General features: G+C 70.4%; 14 protein-coding genes. 4 read left to right on the top strand and 10 right to left on the bottom strand.

Features of this window, described 5'->3' with window-relative positions:
* Nucleotides 1-124 precede the first annotated feature (124 nt).
* Nucleotides 125-2,731 (bottom strand): aminopeptidase N, encoded by a 2,607-nt coding sequence (gene pepN, locus Q5H91_RS11880; protein ID WP_305173625.1) that lies wholly within the window; start codon nt 2,729-2,731, stop codon nt 125-127.
* A 91-nt stretch (nt 2,732-2,822) separates the two neighbouring features.
* Here pepN and Q5H91_RS11875 point away from each other — a divergent pair, with 91 nt between their 5' ends.
* The gene (locus Q5H91_RS11875; protein WP_305173624.1) at nt 2,823-4,451 is read left to right on the top strand and encodes a M28 family peptidase; all 1,629 of its coding nucleotides are present in this window, start codon (nt 2,823-2,825) and stop codon (nt 4,449-4,451) included.
* Complete coding sequence (locus Q5H91_RS11870) at nt 4,448-5,278, top strand: Rossmann-fold NAD(P)-binding domain-containing protein (protein ID WP_305173623.1); 831 nt, start codon at nt 4,448-4,450, stop codon at nt 5,276-5,278. The genes Q5H91_RS11875 and Q5H91_RS11870 overlap by 4 nt, the downstream gene beginning before the upstream one ends.
* On the opposite strand, the gene Q5H91_RS11865 is transcribed toward Q5H91_RS11870, so the two are convergent.
* Nucleotides 5,188-6,102, bottom strand: coding sequence for a DMT family transporter (locus Q5H91_RS11865; RefSeq protein WP_305173622.1), 915 nt, complete (start codon nt 6,100-6,102; stop codon nt 5,188-5,190). The genes Q5H91_RS11870 and Q5H91_RS11865 overlap by 91 nt on opposite strands.
* Entirely contained in the window at nt 6,099-7,100 is a 1,002-nt protein-coding gene (locus Q5H91_RS11860) for a threonine aldolase family protein (RefSeq protein ID WP_305173621.1), read from the bottom strand. The genes Q5H91_RS11865 and Q5H91_RS11860 overlap by 4 nt, the downstream gene beginning before the upstream one ends.
* Before the next feature lie 171 nt (nt 7,101-7,271).
* Here Q5H91_RS11860 and Q5H91_RS11855 point away from each other — a divergent pair, with 171 nt between their 5' ends.
* Nucleotides 7,272-8,264 carry an acyltransferase family protein gene (locus Q5H91_RS11855; RefSeq protein WP_305173620.1) on the top strand — a complete coding sequence of 331 codons (993 nt, stop codon included), beginning with the start codon at nt 7,272-7,274 and terminating at the stop codon, nt 8,262-8,264.
* 4 nt (nt 8,265-8,268) lie between these two features.
* Here Q5H91_RS11855 and Q5H91_RS11850 read toward each other — a convergent pair whose 3' ends face one another.
* From Q5H91_RS11850 to argH, 6 genes are read right to left on the bottom strand one after another with little or no spacing between them, the layout of a single operon-like run.
* Nucleotides 8,269-10,362 (bottom strand): transglycosylase domain-containing protein, encoded by a 2,094-nt coding sequence (locus tag Q5H91_RS11850; RefSeq protein WP_305173619.1) that lies wholly within the window; start codon nt 10,360-10,362, stop codon nt 8,269-8,271.
* A gap of 56 nt (nt 10,363-10,418) precedes the next feature.
* Entirely contained in the window at nt 10,419-11,372 is a 954-nt protein-coding gene (locus Q5H91_RS11845) for a CorA family divalent cation transporter (RefSeq protein ID WP_305173618.1), read from the bottom strand.
* Entirely contained in the window at nt 11,369-12,139 is a 771-nt protein-coding gene (locus tag Q5H91_RS11840) for a precorrin-2 dehydrogenase/sirohydrochlorin ferrochelatase family protein (protein ID WP_305173617.1), read from the bottom strand. Before Q5H91_RS11840 ends, Q5H91_RS11845 begins: the two co-directional genes overlap by 4 nt.
* Entirely contained in the window at nt 12,136-13,398 is a 1,263-nt protein-coding gene (gene lysA / locus Q5H91_RS11835) for a diaminopimelate decarboxylase (RefSeq protein ID WP_305173616.1), read from the bottom strand. The genes Q5H91_RS11840 and lysA overlap by 4 nt, the downstream gene beginning before the upstream one ends.
* 15 nt (nt 13,399-13,413) lie before the next feature.
* Nucleotides 13,414-13,653 carry a hypothetical protein gene (locus tag Q5H91_RS11830; protein WP_305173615.1) on the bottom strand — a complete coding sequence of 80 codons (240 nt, stop codon included), beginning with the start codon at nt 13,651-13,653 and terminating at the stop codon, nt 13,414-13,416.
* The gene (gene argH / locus Q5H91_RS11825) at nt 13,650-15,026 is read right to left on the bottom strand and encodes an argininosuccinate lyase (RefSeq protein WP_305173763.1); all 1,377 of its coding nucleotides are present in this window, start codon (nt 15,024-15,026) and stop codon (nt 13,650-13,652) included. The genes Q5H91_RS11830 and argH overlap by 4 nt, the downstream gene beginning before the upstream one ends.
* Nucleotides 15,027-15,042: 16 nt before the next feature.
* Here argH and Q5H91_RS11820 point away from each other — a divergent pair, with 16 nt between their 5' ends.
* Nucleotides 15,043-15,636 carry a TlpA family protein disulfide reductase gene (locus Q5H91_RS11820; RefSeq protein ID WP_305173614.1) on the top strand — a complete coding sequence of 198 codons (594 nt, stop codon included), beginning with the start codon at nt 15,043-15,045 and terminating at the stop codon, nt 15,634-15,636.
* A 39-nt stretch (nt 15,637-15,675) separates the two neighbouring features.
* Here Q5H91_RS11820 and acs read toward each other — a convergent pair whose 3' ends face one another.
* A complete protein-coding gene (acs, locus tag Q5H91_RS11815) occupies nt 15,676-17,601 on the bottom strand; it encodes an acetate--CoA ligase (protein WP_305173613.1) in 1,926 nt (641 codons plus the stop codon).
* Nucleotides 17,602-17,727 lie beyond the last annotated feature (126 nt).

Here is a 17,727-nt window from a genome sequence, read left to right as displayed (position 1 = left end):
ACACGCGTCAGTCGGTGTAGGACATGCGGGCGTTTTGGCGGGCTCGTCCCGGCATACGGGGTCGCGGGCGATGTCGCCTTTGGCTCTGGATGCCGGGACGGGCCGGCATGACAGGGGGTAGGCGTTATCCCTCCAGGCTCTTGCTTGCCTGTTCGAACATGTCCTTCGACAGACTGGGCACGGCGACAATGCGTTCCAGCTCCGCACGCATCAGGGCGGCGCGCTGTTCGTCGAAGCGGCGCCAGCGGCCCAAGGGAGGCAGGAGCTTGGCCGCGGTCTGGGGATTGAGCGTGTCGAGCGCGATCAGCTGGTCGGCGAGGAAGCGATAGCCGGCGCCGCCTGCTGTGTGGAAGGCGCGCTGGTTGACGCCGAACGCGCCGATCAGGCTGCGCGCGCGGTTGGGATTGGCGAGCGAGAAGTCGGGGTGCTGCGCCAGCTGCTCGACCAAGGCGGCGGTGTCGGCGCGGCTCGACAGCGCCTGGGTCTGGAACCATTTATCCAGCACCAGCGAATTGTCGGCATAGCGGTTGTAGAAGATGTCGAGCGCCGCCTCGCGCTCGGCATAGTCGCCGTTCGCCAGCGTGGTGAGCGCCGCCTGACGGTCCGTCATGTTGTCCGCCGCTTCGAACTGACGGAAAGCGAGCCTGCCCGTGTCGGCATCGCCGGACGCGGCGATATAGCCGAGCGCGACGCCGCGCAGCCGCCGCTTGCCCTTGGCATCCGGTGTGTAGGCGTATGGCCCCTGCTGCAGCACCGCGTAGAGCTGGCGCCAGCTGTCGGCGAGGCCCTGGCCGATGGCACGGCGCAGCGTCTCGCGCGCGCGGTGCACCGCCTCGGGATCCACCACCGCCAGCTGGTCGCCGATGAAGCTCTCGGACGGCAGCAGCACCGCCTCGGCCATGAAGGCATAGTCGAGCTCGGGGTTTTCCAACGTGTTGAAGATTGCGGCGACCACCGCGTCGTGATCGGCGGCCCCCTCGATCGCGCCGGCGACCAGCGTGTCGAGCATCAGCTGCTGCATCGCCTCGTACCGGGCAAAGGGATCGTCGTCATGCGCCGACAGGAAGGCGAGGTCGGCGGCGGTGCGATCGCTCTCGATCACGACGGGGGCGGAGAAGCCGCGGTTGATCGACAGGATGGGACGCTCGGTAATGGCCTCGAACGTCACCGTCTCGGCAGGCTGGTCGAGCAGGACCAGCCGTTCGTCGGTCAGCGGGCGGCCGGTTTCCGCACCGAACAGGCGCAGCTTCAGCGGCAGGACCATCGGCTGCTTGTCGGGCTGGCCCGGCGTGGCGGGGACGCGCTGGGCGAGGCGCAGCGTCGCGCGGCCGCCGCCGGGCGCGTGGTCGACACTGGCGGAGACGCGCGGAGTACCGGCCTGGCCGTACCAGAGGCGGAACTGGCCGAGGTCGCGGCCGGACGACTCCTCCATGCAGGCGACGAAATCCTCGCAGGTGGCCGCCGTCCCGTCGAACCGGTCGAAATACAGGTCGGTGGCGGCGCGGAACGCCTGGGGGCCGAGGATCGTCGCCATCATCCGGATCAGCTCCGCGCCCTTGTTGTAGATGGTCGCGGTGTAGAAGTTGCTGATCTCCTGATAGGCATCGGGCCGCACCGGATGGGCGAGCGGGCCGGCATCTTCGGGGAACTGAGCGGCGCGGAGGGATCGGACGTCCTCGATCCGCTTGACGGCGGGCGATCCCTGGTCGGCGGAGAATCCCTGGTCGCGATAGACGGTGAAGCCTTCCTTCAGCGACAGCTGGAACCAGTCGCGGCAGGTGATGCGGTTGCCCGACCAGTTGTGGAAATACTCGTGCGCGACGACCGCGGCGATGCCGTCGTAATCATAGTCCGTGGCGGTGTCCGGGTCGGCGAGGATGTAGCGGCTGTTGAAGATGTTCAGCCCCTTGTTCTCCATCGCGCCGAAGTTGAAATCGTCGACCGCGACGATGTTGAACACGTCGAGGTCGTACTCGCGGCCATAGACGCGCTCGTCCCACGCCATCGACAGCTTCAGCGCGTGGAGCGCGTGGTCGGTGCGCGGCAGGTCGCTCGCCCGTACCCAGATGCCCAGCTGCACCTCGCGGCCGGAGCGGGTGGTGAAGCTGCCGCGGTTGACCGCCAGGTCGCCCGCGACGAGCGCGAACAGATAGCTGGGCTTGGGGAAGGGGTCGTTCCACTCGGCCCAGTGGCGTCCTTCGCCGGCGTCGCCCTGCGCGACCGGATCGCCGTTGGCGAGCAGGATCGGAAAGCGCGCGCTGTCCGCCGTCATCCGCACCCGGTAGCGGCTGAGCACGTCGGGGCGATCGGGGAAGAAGGTGATGCGGCGAAATCCTTCCGCCTCGCACTGGGTGCACAGGTTCCCGCCACTCGCATACAGGCCCATCAGCTGGGTGTTGCGATCGGGGGCGATCACCACCTCCGTCTCGACGCTGTGCGCGTCGCCGGCGAGCGGGACGACCAGCTGCTCACCCTCGATCCGCCAGTCGTTGACGAGGACGCCGTCGACCTTCACCGCCAGCGGCTCCTGTCCGGCGCCGTCGAGGCGCAGCGGTTCCGCGTGACTGCCGTTGCGGGTCACCGACAGGGTGGTGCGGACGCGGGTGGCGGCGGGGTCCAGGTCGAAGTCCAGCGCCGTCTCCGGCACCAGCCATTCCGGCGGCCGATAGTCGGCGCGCAGGGTGACAGCCGGGGCAATGGCGGGCTGGGCGAGGCTCTGCTGGATGTCCATCGCCCGAATATAGCCGAGCGGGCTGCATGTTCCACTGCTTGCGCGCGTTCGTTGCCGTGCTACCCCGCCCGGCCTGATGAAAGACATGACAATGCTCCGTTTTCCGGCCGCGCTGCTCGCGCTGGCGCTCTCCGGCGCCGGGTCGGCCGCGCCCGCCGATCTGGAAAAGATCAACGCGGCGCTGCCGCCCGACCAGGCGGCGATGAAGGCGCACGTCATGTTCCTGGCGTCCGACGCGATGAAGGGACGCGAGGCGGGAAGCCCCGAATACGACATCGCCGCGCAATATGTCGCGGCGCAGTTCTACGCCGCCGGGCTGCGGCCGGGCGGCGACGACGGCGGCTATCTGCAGCGGGTGCCGCTCGTCACCTACAAACCGGCGGGGCAGGGCAGCTTCGTGTGGAGCGCGCCGGGCGGGGCACCCCGACCGCTGGCGTTCGGGACCGACTATGTGCCGAGCGGCGACCCTTCACGCGCGGAAACCAGCGTGTCGGCGCCGGTCGTCTTCGTCGGCTATGGTATCGACGCGCCGGGCGAGGGCGTCGACAGCTATGGCAAGACCGACGTGCGCGGACGGATCGTCGCCTATGTCCGCGGCGCGCCGGCCTCACTCGACGGCGAGGAACGCGCCTTTTTCGGGCAGGACGCGCAGAAGCTGCGGATGGCCGCGGCGCGGGGCGCGGTCGGCGCGGTGGTGATCGCCGACCCGGACGGCACGCCCCAGGCGATGACCGCGCTCGCCGCGCGTTATGATGCGGGGCGGATGAATTGGGCGGAGCCGGACGGGCGCGCCAATGCGCCTGCGCCCACCGCACCGCTGCTCGGCACGCTGTCGCCGGTGGCGGGACGGGCGCTGTTCGGCAAGGACTGGGCGGGGATCGCCGCGGCCGCGGCGAGCGACACGCCACGCTATCGCCCGGTGCGCGCCGCCGGTACGCTGACGGTGGCCCTGCGCACCGATTTCACGCCGGCGACCAGCAGCAACGTCGTCGGCCTGCTGCCGGGCAGCGATCCGAAACTGGCGCGCGAGATCGTGGTGCTGTCCGCCCATCTCGACCATATCGGCGTCAACGCGTCGGGCACCGGTGACCGGATCAACAACGGCGCGCTCGACAATGCGATCGGCATTGCCAGCCTGATCGAGGAGGCGAAGCGCTTCACCGGCAAGCCGCCCAAGCGCACGCTGATGTTCCTGGCGGTGACCGCGGAAGAGAAGGGGCTGGTCGGCGCCGACTATTTCGCGCAGCATCCGACGGTGGCGCGCGACCGGCTGGTCGCCGACGTCAATCTCGACATGCCGATGCTGCTCTATCCGTTCAGCGACATGAACGTGTACGGGGCCGACCGCTCCACCCTGGGGCCGATCGTCGCGCGCGCGGTGGCGGCGGGCGGCGCGACCATGTCGCCCGATCCGGCGCCGGAACAGGGTTTCTTCGTCCGCTCGGACCATTTCCGCTTCGTCCAGCAGGGCATCCCCTCGGTCTTCCTGTGGCCGGGCCGCGCGGGTGAGGGGAAGGCGGCGTCAGAGAAGTTCCTGTCGACCTGCTATCACCGGCCCTGCGACGACCTGAGCCAGCCGATCCTGTGGGACCAAGGGGTGCGCTTCGTCGACATCAACTATCGCATCGCGCGCGAGATCGCCGACGCGCCCGCGCGGCCGGTATGGAACAAGGGCGACTATTTCGGGCGGCTCTACAAGGGGCCGATGGCACGCAAGTGAGCCGGCTGCTGGTCTTCGGGCTGGGCTATGCCGCGCAGGCTGTCGCGGCGCGGCTGGACGGCTGGCGCGTGGTCGGGACGACGCGCGACGGGCGGGGCGGCACATTGCGCTTCGCCGACGGGGACGCGGTGGCGGCGGAGATCGCGGCGGCGACGCACGTCCTGTCCTCCGTGCCGCCCGAGGACGCGGTCGATCCGGTGCTGGTCCGCTATGGCGCGATGCTGGCGCGGTCGGGCGCGTGGCTCGGCTACCTGTCGTCGACCGGTGTCTATGGCGACACCGGCGGCGCGTGGGTGGACGAGGGCGCACCGACCGGGGGCCGCCGCCCGCCACGGACGCGGGCGGATGCCGACTGGCTGGCGCTGGGTGCGCGGGTGTTCCGGCTACCCGGAATCTACGGCCCCGGCCGCTCGGCGCTGGAGCGGGTGCGCGAGGGCAAGGCGCACCGCGTCGCGGTGGAGGGGCAGGTGTTCAGCCGGGTGCATGTCGACGACATCGCCGGCGGCGTGATCGCGGGGTTCGAGGGGCCGGCGGGTGCCTATAATCTGGCGGATGACCGGCCCTGCCCGCAGAACGACGTGGTGGCCTATGCGGCGGACCTGCTGGGCCTGCCGCCGCCGCCGTTCGTGGCGCTCGACAGCCTGTCGCCGATGGCGCGCGCCTTTTATGCCGAGAACCGGCGGGTGGCCGCCGGCAAGGCGCGGCGGGTGCTGGGCTGGGCGCCGGTCTGGCCCGACTATCGCGCCGGCCTGCGCGCCCTCAGCGCCACGACCAGCCCAGTCCCGGCCAGCACCGCCCCGGCGGCGGCGAGCGGCGACCAGCGATAGCCCTCGAACAGGGTCGACAGCAGCATCGCGATGACCGGCACGATGACGCTGGAATAGGCTGCCTTGGCCGGCCCGATCGTGCGCAGCACCCGGTAATAGAGCGTGAAGGCGAGCGCGGAGGCGAACAGGCCCAGATAGAGGATGCCGGCGACATAGCCGAGCCGCGGCTCGAACACGGGCGGCCCCACCGTCGCCCAGGCATAGACGCCGTCGACCACCGCGCCGATCAGCATCGCGACCGCCAGCATCGGCGCCATCGGATAGCGGGCGGCGGTGCGCGTCGCCTGCATCACGTTGGCGGACGAGGCGGACAGGATAGCGACCAGGGTCAGGCCTATCCCCGCCAGCGCGCGCGTCGGGCCAGCCGGATCGACCCGCGCCTCGTGCACGAACAGCAGCGTGATCCCCGCCATCGCGATGGCGGAGCCGAGCACCAGCTGCGCGCCCAGCCGCTGGCCCAGGAAGACGCGGGCGAACAGGGCATTGGGGACGAGCAGCAGCGCGAAGATCACCGCCACCAGCCCGGAGGTGATGAACGCCTCCGCCCGGTAGACGAAGTTGAAGTTCAGGCAGAATTGCAGCATGCCGATCGCCGCCGCGAAGGCGAGGCCGCGCGCGTCGAGGCGCAGTTCCTCGCGCCGGTACAGCGCCCAGCCGCCCATCGCGATGCAGGCGACGATGAAGCGATAGGTGACCGACCAGCTGGGCGGCACCACCGCGATCTGGTCGCGGATGACGAGCCAGGTCGATCCCCAGATCAGCGTGACGATGCCGAACGGGATCAGGATGCGGGCCCGCGTCGAGTTCGGGCGGGGCTCGGTCACAGGGCGGCGATGGCGTCGGCGAAGCGGGCCAGGTCTTCTGACGCGCTGTTCCACGCGGTGACGAACCGCACCTCGCCCGGTGCCCAGTCGTAGAAGTCGAACCCGGCGGCGCGCAGCTGCGCGGCCTCTTGCGGGCTGGCACGCAGGAAGACCTCGTTCGCCTCGACCGGATGGATCAGCCGGTCGCCGGCCGCCGCGCCCAGCAGCGCCGCGCCCGCATTGGCGGCGCGGCCATTGGTCAGCCACAGCTCGTCGTCGAGCATCGCCAGAATCTGCGCGGCGAGGTAGCGCCCCTTGGACAGGAGCAGCCCGGCCCGCTTGCGGCGGCGCAGCGTCGCGTCGGCAAGCGCGGGATCGAACAGGACCAGCGCCTCGGCGCTCATGCCGCCATTTTTTACGAAGCCGAACGACAGCGCGTCGACGCCCGCACGCCACGTCATCTCGGCAGGGGAGCAGCCGGCCGTCGCCATCGCGTTGGCGAAGCGCGCGCCGTCCATGTGCAGCCGCAGGCCGCGCGCGCGACAGAGTTCGCCGATCGCGGCGACCTCGGGCGTGCGGTAGACGAGGCCGTATTCGGTGGCGTTGGTGATCGAGACGGCATGCGGCTGTACCCGGTGGACGTCGTCGGCGATGGCGTCGGCGACCGCGGCGATACCGGCGGGGTCTAGCTTGGCTCCCGGTCCCTCGGCCAGCATCAGCTTGGCGCCGTGGGTATAGAATTCGGGCGCGCCGCCCTCGTCGTTCTGGATATGCGCGTCGCGGTGACAGATCACGCCGCCATAAGGCGGACACAGTGCGGCGAGCGCCAGGCAGTTGGCGGCGGTGCCGGTCGGCACCCAGAGCACGCGCACCTCATGCTCGAACAGCGCACCCAGCCGCTCGTCCAGCGCGCGCGACCAGCGGTCGCCGTCATACGCGGTGTCGAGCGTGTCCGCCGCGGCCATGGCGGCGAATAGCTGCGGATGGACCGGGGCGGCATTGTCCGAGAAGAAGCGCATGCGCGGGGTTTAGGCGGGAGGGGCCGAAACTCAACCCTTTCCACTTTGTCAGGCAAAAGCCGAAAAGTGCGAAATCACATTAACATTCGATCCATTGTGGCGGATTGACGATTGGCACCGTGCACCTGCCAACCTAGCGTCGCCCGTGTTGCCGTGCAGCAAGGGAGCTTGATGAAGCGTCTGGACGATATGCGCGGGTTCGCGTGTCTGATGGTCGTGGCATTCCACGCGGTTGGCTCCGAACCGACGTTGCGCGGTTCGCTCGTGGGATCGGCGATCCAGCTGCTCGGCTATGTCCGGATGCCGCTGTTCATCGCGATCACGGGCTTCATCTACGGCTATCGCCGCGACGCGCAGGTGCTGAGCTGGGAGGGGTGGACGAAGCGGACGTCGCGGCTGGTGCCGCCGTTCGTCCTCCTCACCCTGGTCTGCTCGGCTATCGACTGGGAGGCCGGGCGATCCGCTACGCCGATCCGGTCGCTCTTCTATGGCATGTGGCACCTCTGGTACCTGCAGGCGCTCGCCGTCGTCCTCATCGTCGTCTACGCGGGCGAGCGGGCGTTCCATCCGGGACGGCGCGGGCTGTGGCTCGCGGCGTTGGTGGCGGCGGCGATCAGTGCCGGCGGCCTGTTCGGGACGGTGCAGATCCTGTCGATCGACCGCAGCTTCTACCTGTTGCCGCATTTCCTGTTCGGCGTGGTGCTGGGTTACCATGGTCGCGAGGGGCTGGCCTGGCCGATGCGGCTGGCGATCTATGTCGCGGGGGTGGTGGCACTGGCATTCGCCGCCGCGGGTATCCAGTCCGGCACGCCATGGGCCGGGTCGTCGCTGATCGGGGTGGCGATCGGCTGGGCGACGGTGCTGTCGCTGTCGCGGCACATGCCGTCATATGGGCTGCTGACCGGCATCGGCCGCTTCTCGCTGCCGATCTTCCTCTGGCACCTGCCGCTGGCGGCGGTGCTGAGCGCCGTGCTCCTCCACCGCGTCCACCTCGCGGTGTATGTCGCGGTCCTGCTGCGCGTCGTGGTCGGCATCGTGACGCCGATGGTCGCCGTACTCCTCGCCGAGCGCTATGCCCCCGGCGCGATCATCTTCATCGGCCGCCGCAGCCCGGTGGACCGCAGCCCGGTGGACGGGGCGCGGGCGGAAGCGACGCCCGCCTGAGCGATCAGTAATCCTCTTCCGGCGGTTCGTCCGGATCGCGGCGATCGTCGAGCGGCGGCCTGCGATCACGCTCCCGATCGCGGCGGGGGCCGACTGCGATCGAGCCGTCGTCGTTCTGGCGGATCTCCAACCCCAGCTGGTCGAGCTGATCGGCAGCAGCGTCGATCGTGTCGGGAATGATCCCCTCCAGCTCGTTGCCGGCGTCGCCGATCAGGTTCGCATCGACCGGCACCACCTCCTCGCGCACCACCGGCGCCACGCCCAGCGCGTCCTGCATGAAGCCGCGCCACAGCTGTGCCGGAATCCCGCCGCCGTGGAGGCCGGGGATGGGAGAGCTGTCGTCGTTGCCGATCCATACGCCGACCACGAGATCACCCGCCGCACCAATAAACCAGCCATCACGGCTGTTCTGCGAGGTGCCGGTCTTGCCCCAGGCGTCGATGCTGAGCGTCGCCTCTCGCCCCGTGCCGCGCAGCGAGGAGCCGAGCAGCTGGAGCATGTCGGTGCGAACCCGTTCCGGCAAGCGCTTCTGCCCGCCGGCGATCGCCTGGTACCAGGGCTTGTCGTCGACCTCGGCCACGCCGCGGGGCTCGACCGGATAGGCGCCGGCGGCGATCGCGGCATAGGCGGCGGTCAGCTCGGTCAGCGAGACCTCCGAAGTGCCGAGCCCGATCGTCGCCTCGTTGGCGATCGGCGTGGTGATGCCCAGGTCGCGCGCGGCGGCGATGACGTTGCGCACGCCGACCTCCTGCGTCAGCCGCGCCGCGACGACGTTGGAGGAGCGCGCAAAGGCACGGCGCAGCGTGATCGGCCCCAGATAGCGGTTGTCGTCGTTGCGCGGTTTCCAGCCGGCGATCTCGACCGGCGAATCATCCATCACCGTGTCGGGCGACATGCCGGCGCGCATCGCGGCCAGATAGACGAACAGCTTGAAGGTCGAGCCCGGCTGGCGCCGCGCCTGGGTGGCGCGGTTGAATGGACTCTTGGCATAGTCGCGCCCGCCGACCATCGCGACGATGCGGCCATCGGGATGCATGGCGACGATCGCCGCCTGCGCCTTGCCCAGGCCGGCGGAGCGCACGACGCGCTCGGCAACCTTCTGCAGGCGCGGGTCGAGCGTGGTGCGCACGGTCGTCTCGGCCTGCACCTCGCCGGCGCGATCGCGGGCCTGGGGCAGCACCCAGTCGGCGAAATAGGTGCCGGTCGGCAGCGTCTGTGCCGACCGCTCGAGCACGCGCTGCGGCTGTACGGCGTCGGCCTCTCGCTTCGTCAGGAAGCCGGCATCCTCCATCGCGCCGACGACGACGGCCTGACGCGCGCGGGCGCCCTTCAGGTTGACGGTGGGGGCAAGGCGGCTGGGCGCCTTGACGAGGCCCGCCAGCATCGCCGCCTGGCCGACGTTCAGCCGGTCGGGGGTGCGGCCGAAATAATGCTTCGACGCGGCGGTGATGCCATAGACATTATCGCCGAAATAGACGTTCGACAGGTAGCGCGACAGGATCTGGTCCTTGGTCAGCCACGCCTCCAGCCAGAAGGCGATCATCACCTCGCGCAGCTTGCGCGCGGCGGTGCGGTCCGAGTCGAGAAAGGCGTTCTTGGCCAGCTGCTGCGTGATCGTGCTGCCGCCCTGGCGCACCCCGCCCGACCCGACATTGGCCCAGGCGGCGCGGGCGATGCCGCGCGGGTCGATGCCCCAGTGCGAGTAGAAGCGCCGATCCTCGATCGCCAGGAACGCCTCGCGGACATGGTCGGGCAGCTTGGCGGCATCGACGGGTGCGCCGATGATCGCGCCACGCCGGGCGATCGGCGTACCGTCCTCGGCGAGCAGCGTGATCGAGGGCGGGGTGGGCGGCTTGAGCGAGCGCGACAGCGGCGCGGTGATCGCCAGCCAGGCGATGGCGATGACCAGCAGCACGATCGCGGCCGCCGCCCCGCGCACCAGCCAGCGGCCGACCCAGCGATACGAGCGGCGCTGCGGCTCGGGCTCGGGCGGATCGGTCCACAGATCGGGGGCGGTATAGGCGGGCCAGCCATCGACGCCCCGGCCCCGCGCGGGCCAGTGCCGCGGCTGATCGGGATCGAGGGGATCGGGGCGCATCGGTGAATTCCAGGACACTATGTGCTGTCTTATACGTCTATAACACCAGGTGCAAGCTAGCGGCTGAACCAGTGGCGACGGACGAAATAGATCACCACCCCCGCTGCAATCGCCGCGCACACGCCCATGATCGCGTCGAACGCCCAGGGTTCCTGCGCATAGGGCAGGTTGGCGACGTTCATCCCGTACAATCCGGTGATGAAGGTCAGCGGCAGGAACACCATCGCCACGATCGAGATGACGAGCGCGCGCCCGTCGATCTGCTCGGCCCGCAGGTCGGACAGCGTCTCGTGCATCAGGGCGGAGCGCTCGCGGATCGATTCCAGCTCCTCGGCCATGCGCGCGGCGCGGTCGGCGGCGCTGGCGATGTGGAGCCGGTCGTCGTCGGCCAGCCAGTCGCCGGGCAGCGCCGCCAGCTTCTCCAGCGCGGCACGCTGGGGATTGAGGAAGCGGCGATAGCCGATCGCGGCGATCCGCACCCGGCTGACGGTGCGGCGCAGCTCGAACACGCGCGCGGCGTCCAGCGCCTCCTCGCAGGTGTCGATCTGGTCGCCCAGTTCCGCGACCTCGGGGTCGAGATCGGCGGTGATCGCCGCGGCGAAGGCGGTGATGAGGTCGCCGGGATCATGGACATGGCCCGACGCCACCTCCTCCTTCACCATGCCGACGGCGACCAGCGGATTGCGCGTCACCGAGAAGACGCGGCCGCGAATCGCCCACAGCCGGACCGAGGCGAGCAGGTCCGACCCGTCCATCTCCACCTTCGACCGGCCGCGCAGGTTGACGAAGGCGCCGTCGCCGAACGCCTCGCAGCGGGGGCGCGTCTCGGTCGCAGTCAGCGCGTCGACGACATAGTCGTCGAGCGCGGCGGTCTCGTGCAGCCAGGTGCGGCTGTCGTCGTCGATCCCGGCCAGATGGACCCAGGCGAGATCGGGCTGGCCGGTCAGCGCGCGGTCGAGCGGCACCTCCTCTGCCTGGCCGTTGACGATGTGGAAGCAGTACGCCTTCATGGGTTTTCCAGATACACCGACAGGCCCGGCGCGTCATCGGGCGAAGAGACAAGCCGCGCGGCATCGGCGCGCGCGCGGTCGAGGATCGCGGGCGGCGCGGTGCCATCATGCACCACCCGGTCCGCCGCCGCCAGCCACCGCGCCTCGCGCAGGGTCAGGTCGTCGGGATCGGCGGAGCGGAGGCGGATGCGGACAGCGCGCGGCGTGTTGTCCGCGCCCATCGTCGCGACCGGATCGGCAGGGACATGGTCGAGCGCGAGCGGATCGAGCGTGCCGCCCGGCGCCAGCGCCGCGCCGATCGCCCGCCGCCGCGCGCCGCCATCGGGCCAGCGCGCGCGCAACGCATCGCGCGCGGCGTGGAGCGCGGTGGCGAGCGAACCAAGGGTGGCGGGCAGCAGCAGTTCCAGCCGCTGGCGCAGCGCCGCCGCGAGCCCGGCCGACACGCCGCCGGTGCCGACCGCGACGATCACCGGCCCGCGCTCGACGATCGCGGGCAGGGTGAAGTCGCAGTGATCGGGACGGTCGACCGCGTTGACCAGGATGCCGCGCGCCTTCAGCCGGGCGATGGCGGCAAGCGCCTCGCGCTCGTCGTCGATCGCGACGATGGCAAGGGTGGGGGTGCCTTCGCCGGGGTGCGCCTCGCCCACTACCACCGCACCCGCCCGCTCCAGCAGGCGGCGCTTGGCGTCCGCCGCCTCGCCATCGCCCAGCAGGATCACCGGCCGCCCGCCCAACCGCACGAACAGCGGCAGGCTGTGGAGCGTCATGCGGACAGCCACTCCGGCACGCGCTCCGCCGCCAGGATCGTCTCGGCCGCGATCCGGTCGGCGACCACGGCGAAGCGGTCGCCGTCGACGAGCACTTCGGGCACCAGCGCGCGGCTGTTATAGGTGGACGCCATTGTCGCGCCATAGGCGCCGGCGGTGCGGAACACGGCGAGGTCGCCGCCCTTCACCGCGTCGATGTCGCGGCCCATCGCGAAGGTGTCGCCGCTCTCGCAGACGGGGCCGGCGATGTTGGCGGTCATCCGCTCTCCCGTAGGCGTGACCGCGACGAAGTCGTGCCACGCGTCGTAGAGCGCGGGGCGGGCGAGGTCGTTCATCGCCGCGTCGACGATCACGTAAGGATGGACGACGCCGGGCTTCACCCAGACGATTTCGGTCAGCAGCACCCCGGCATTGCCGGCGATGACGCGGCCGGGCTCGAACATCAGCTCCGCGTCCCAGCCTTGCGTGACGCGCGCGACCATCGCGCCGTAATCGGCAGGGCTGGGGGGCATGTCGCCCGACTTGTAGGGAACGCCGAGGCCGCCGCCGAGATCGACATGGGTGATCGTGTGGCCGGCGCCGCGCAGATCGGCGACCAGCCGGCCGATCCGCTGGTAGGCGGCTTCCAGCGGCGCGAGATCGAACAGCTGGCTGCCGATGTGGCAGGCGACGCCGCGCAGGTCGAGCCCGGGCAGGCCGGCGAGCCGGTCGAACATCGCGGGCGCCTGGTCGATCGGCACGCCGAACTTGTTCTCCTTGCGCCCGGTCGAGATCTTGGCGTGGGTACCGGCATCCACGTCCGGATTGACCCGCAGCGTTGCCGGCGCACGCATGCCGCGCTCGGCTGCCAGAGCGGCGAGGACGACGCCCTCCTCCTCCAGCTCCAGGTTGAACTGGCCGATGCCCTCATCGAGGGCGGCGGCCAGCTCGGCGCGGGTCTTGCCGACGCCGGAGAAGACGATGTCGGCGGCCGGAATGCCCGCCGCCAGTGCGCGCCGCATCTCGCCGGCCGAGACGACGTCGGCACCGTAGCCCTCGTTCGCCAGCACGCGCAGCACCGCGACGTTGGGATTGGCCTTGATCGCATAGGCCAGATGCTTGCGCTCGACGCCGGTCAACCCCTCGCGGAACACCTGGGCATGGCGGCGCAGCGTCGCGGCGGAATAGATATAGACGGGGGTGCCGACCGCCGCGGCGATCGCCGGCAGCGGCACGTCCTCGACGTGGAGCACGCCGTCGCGAAATTCGAAATGATCCATCGTCGGTCTCTGGCGTCAGTTGCGGGGCGGCAGGTCGAATTCGTCGCTGCGGCGCTCGTCCGACTGGCGGAGCAGCTCGTCGCTGCGTTGCGGGCGCTGCTGGACGGTGGGGGTGAGCAGCTGCGCCGCGGTCGGCGTCGCGGTCGCACCCGCCGGGGCGACGGGCAGCGACTGGCCCTCGGGCGGCTGGAGCCCCGACGCGGCACCGCAGCCGCCGAGCGACAGGGCGACACCCATGACGATCCACGGCTTCATGCCCGATCCTCCATCGCCTGGCGCGCCGCGGCGACGGCGGCACGGACGTTGGCGGGCGCGGTGCCGCCGAAGCTGGTGCGGCTCGATACCGAGGCGTCGACCGACAATACGTCATAGATGCCGGCGGTGATCGCGGGGTGGATCGCCTGCAGGTCGTCGAGCGACAGCCTGTCGAGCCCGACGCCCAGCGCCTCAGCCCGCGCCACCGCGCGGCCGGTGACGTGGTGCGCCTCGCGGAACGGCAGCCCCGCCTCGCGCACCAGCCAGTCGGCCAGGTCGGTCGCGGTGGCGAAGCCGCTTTCGGCCAGCCCGCGCATCCGGTCGGTGCGGAAGGTCGCGCTCTCGACCATCCCGGTCATCGCCGCGATCGATAGCCCGAGCAGGTCGTGGCACTCGAACACCGGCGGCTTGTCGTCCTGCATGTCCTTGGAATAGGCGAGCGGCAGGCCCTTCATCGTCACCATCAGGCTGACGAGGCAGCCGGTGATCCGGCCGCTATGCCCGCGCACCAGCTCGGCGGCATCCGGATTGCGCTTCTGCGGCATGATGCTGCTGCCGGTCGACCACTGGTCCGACAGCGATACGAAGCCGAACGGCTGCGACGCCCACAGCACGAACTCCTCGGCGAGGCGCGACAGGTGGAGCGAGCATTGCGCGGCGGCGGCGAGGTAATCGATCGCGAAATCGCGGTCGCTGACCGCGTCGAGCGAGTTGCGGGTCGGCCCGTCGAAGCCGAGCGCGGCGGCGGTGGCGTGGCGATCGATCGGAAAGCCGGTGCCCGCGAGCGCCGCCGAGCCGAGCGGACACAGGTTCATCCGCGCCCGCGCATCGCGGAAGCGCGACACGTCGCGGCCGATCATCTCGACATAGGCCATCAGGTGATGGCCGAGCGTCACTGGCTGCGCCGATTGCAGGTGGGTGAAGCCGGGCATCACCGCATCGGCATGCTCCTCCGCCCGCACCAGCAGCGCCGTGCGGAAGGCGTCGAGTGCCGCCAGCACCTGGTCGATCGCGTCGCGCACCCACAGGCGGAAATCGGTCGCGACCTGATCGTTGCGCGACCGCGCGGTATGAAGCCGCCCGGCGACGGGGCCGATCGCCGCGGCCAGCCGCGCCTCGGTCAGCATGTGGATGTCTTCGAGGGAGAGGTCGTCGGGCACGCCGTCCGCCTCATAGCCGGTCGCCACCGTTCCGAGACCGGCGGCGATCGCGTCGGCATCGGCGGGAGCGACGATGCCCTGCGCGCCCAGCATCGCGACGTGCGCGCGGCTGCCGGCGATGTCCTGGCGCCACATTCGCTTGTCGAACGGCAGCGAGGCGTTAATCTCCCGCATCACCGCCGACGGCCCTTCGGCGAAGCGGCCGCCCCACATGGCATTGGAGTCACTCATGCGTTCTGCGATCGTCCCGGCTGTCCTGGCCGCCCTGCTGGCCGCCCCGCTCATCGGTTGCGGCGATAGGGCCTCGAACGACGCCGGGCAAGGCAATGCGGCGTCCCCTGCGAGCCCCGACGAGGCCGCCCCCGCCGCGCCTCAGCCCAAAAGCGGCGGCATCGATACCAGCCACAAGGGCGAGGCCGCGCCGACGCTCGGCTTCGTCGATCCCGCCGGCAAGCCGGTGACGCTGGCGGCGTGGCGCGGCAAGCCGGTGCTCCTGAACCTGTGGGCGACCTGGTGCGGGCCGTGCGTGAAGGAGCTGCCGACGCTCGACGCGCTGGCGGTCCGCGAGGCGGGCAAGCTGGCGGTCGTGACGCTGAGCCAGGACATGGACCCCGCCAAGGTCGCCCCCTTCTTCGCCGAGCGGAAGTTCAAGGCGCTGAAGGCGTATACCGACCCGAAGATGGCGTGGGTACCGGCGGTGGCGAACAACCTGCCAACAAGCATCCTGTACGATGCGCAGGGCAAGGAGGTGTGGCGGACGGTCGGCGACCTCGACTGGACCGGCGCGGTCGCGGCGAAGGCGCTGGAGGGGGCGGGGGTTTAGGCCTGCTGCTCCCCTCCCCGGAGAGGTAGGGTAGAAGGTCTATCCCACGCGCTCCTTCACCAGCGTCTCGACCACGCCGGGATCGGCCAGTGTCGAGATATCGCCCAGATTGCCGGTATCGCCCTCGGCGATCTTGCGCAGGATGCGACGCATAATCTTGCCCGAGCGGGTCTTGGGCAGGGCGGGGGCGAACTGGATCGCGTCGGGGCTGGCGATCGGGCCGATCTCGCCGCGGACCCACTGGCGCAGCTCGGTGCGCAGGGGTTCGGACGGCTCCTCGCCGGCATTAAGGGTGACATAGGCGTAGATGCCCTGGCCCTTTACCTCGTGCGGCATGCCGACCACCGCCGCCTCGGCGACCTTGGCGTGGGCGACCAGCGCCGACTCGACCTCGGCGGTGCCCATGCGGTGGCCCGACACGTTGATGACGTCGTCGACCCGGCCGGTGATCCAGTAATAGCCGTCGGCATCGCGGCGGCAGCCGTCGCCGGTGAAATAGCGGCCGGGATAGGTGGTAAAATAGGTCTGGAAGAACCGCTCGTGATCGCCCCACACGGTGCGCATCTGGCCGGGCCAGCTGTCGGCGATGCACAGATTGCCCTCGGTCGCGCCGTCCAGCACCTTGCCCTCCGCATCGACCAGCAGCGGCAGGACGCTGGGCAGCGGCTTTGTCGCCGATCCCGGCTTCAGGTCGGTGGCATGGGGCAGGGGGGCGATCAGGATGCCGCCCGTCTCCGTCTGCCACCAGGTATCGACGACGGGGCAGCGCCGATCGCCGACGACGCGGTGATACCAGTCCCACGCCTCCGGGTTGATCGGCTCGCCGACCGTGCCGAGCAGGCGCAGCGAGGTGCGCGAATGCCGCGTCACCCAGTCGTCGCCCTCGCGCATCAGCGCGCGGATCGCGGTGGGGGCCGTGTAGAAGATGGTGACGCCCAACCGGTCGACCGTTTCCCAGAAGCGGCCGTGATCGGGATAGTTGGGGACGCCGTCGAACATCACCGTCGTCGCGCCGCTGAGGAGCGGGCCATAGACGACATAGCTGTGCCCGGTGACCCAGCCGACGTCCGCCGTGCACCAGAAGACATCGCCCTCACGCCAGTCGAACACGTCGCGGAACGTCGTCTGCGCCCAGACGCCGTAGCCGCCGGTGGTGTGGAGCACCCCCTTCGGCTTGCCGGTGGAGCCGGAGGTGTAGAGGATGAACAGCGGGTCCTCGGCATTCAACGGCTCGGGTGCGCAGTCGGCGGAGACCTGCGCGACCGCGTCGTGCCACCAGAGGTCGCGGTCCTCGTTCATCGGAACGTCGGCGCCCGTGCGGCGGACGACGATGACGCGGGCGACCGAGGGGCAACTGGCCAGCGCCTTGTCGACATTCGCCTTCAGCGGCACGCGCTTGCCGCCGCGACAGCCCTCGTCGGCGGTGACGACCAGCTTCGAATCGCAGTCCTGGATGCGGTTGGCCAGGCTGTCGGGCGAGAAGCCGCCGAACACGATCGAGTGGATCGCGCCGATCCGCGCGCAGGCGAGCATCGCCACCGCCGCCTCGACGATCATCGGCAGGTAGAGCGTGACCCGGTCGCCCTTCGCCACCCCTTGCGCCTTCAGCACGTTGGCGAAGCGGCAGACCTGTTCGTGCAGCTCGCGATAGGTAACGTGCCGCGTCTCGCCGGGTTCGTCGCCCTCCCAGATGATCGCCACCTGGTCGCCGCGGGTGGCGAGGTGCCGGTCGAGGCAGTTGGCCGCCAGGTTGAGCGAGCCGTCGCCGAACCAGCGGATGCGGAAATCGGCCTCTTCGAACGAGGTGTCCTTCACCTGCGTGTACGGCGCGATCCAGTCGAGGCAGCGGCCGGCCTCGCGCCAGTAACCGTCGGGATCGCGCGCGGCGGCGGCATAGCGGCGGTCATACTCGGCGGCGTCGATGCTGCCGTCGTGGCGGGTGGCCGGGTAGATCGCGTCGGTCATGCTCTCTCCATGGTCGTGCGGCGGTGCCGGCCGCCGGTCGCGACCGTCTTGGACCGATGCGGGGCAGCGGCGTCAAGCGGGTCGTTGGAACGATGCCCCTCGACCCGCCGTGCCGAGCGCGTCATG

The sequence above is a fragment of the Sphingomonas aurea genome (genome assembly GCF_030678875.1).
Classification (GTDB): Bacteria; Pseudomonadota; Alphaproteobacteria; order Sphingomonadales; family Sphingomonadaceae; genus Sphingomonas; species Sphingomonas aurea.
The sequence above is the reverse complement of the archived record's forward strand: the minus strand, read 5'-3'. Positions and strand labels throughout refer to the sequence as shown.

Bases quoted from the DNA above. Each gene is read 5' to 3' on its own strand.
- argH (WP_305173763.1), bottom strand. From the start codon at position 15,026: ATGTGGGGCGGCCGCTTCGCCGAAGGGCCGTCGGCGGTGATGCGGGAG.
- Q5H91_RS11845 (WP_305173618.1), bottom strand. From the start codon at position 11,372: ATGAAGGCGTACTGCTTCCACATCGTCAACGGCCAGGCAGAGGAGGTG.
- Q5H91_RS11860 (WP_305173621.1), bottom strand. From the start codon at position 7,100: ATGCGCTTCTTCTCGGACAATGCCGCCCCGGTCCATCCGCAGCTATTC.
- Q5H91_RS11875 (WP_305173624.1), top strand. From the start codon at position 2,823: ATGCTCCGTTTTCCGGCCGCGCTGCTCGCGCTGGCGCTCTCCGGCGCC.
- lysA (WP_305173616.1), bottom strand. From the start codon at position 13,398: ATGGATCATTTCGAATTTCGCGACGGCGTGCTCCACGTCGAGGACGTG.
- Q5H91_RS11850 (WP_305173619.1), bottom strand. From the start codon at position 10,362: ATGCGCCCCGATCCCCTCGATCCCGATCAGCCGCGGCACTGGCCCGCG.
- Q5H91_RS11840 (WP_305173617.1), bottom strand. From the start codon at position 12,139: ATGACGCTCCACAGCCTGCCGCTGTTCGTGCGGTTGGGCGGGCGGCCG.
- Q5H91_RS11820 (WP_305173614.1), top strand. From the start codon at position 15,043: ATGCGTTCTGCGATCGTCCCGGCTGTCCTGGCCGCCCTGCTGGCCGCC.
- acs (WP_305173613.1), bottom strand. From the start codon at position 17,601: ATGACCGACGCGATCTACCCGGCCACCCGCCACGACGGCAGCATCGAC.
- Q5H91_RS11855 (WP_305173620.1), top strand. From the start codon at position 7,272: ATGAAGCGTCTGGACGATATGCGCGGGTTCGCGTGTCTGATGGTCGTG.
- Q5H91_RS11830 (WP_305173615.1), bottom strand. From the start codon at position 13,653: ATGAAGCCGTGGATCGTCATGGGTGTCGCCCTGTCGCTCGGCGGCTGC.
- pepN (WP_305173625.1), bottom strand. From the start codon at position 2,731: ATGGACATCCAGCAGAGCCTCGCCCAGCCCGCCATTGCCCCGGCTGTC.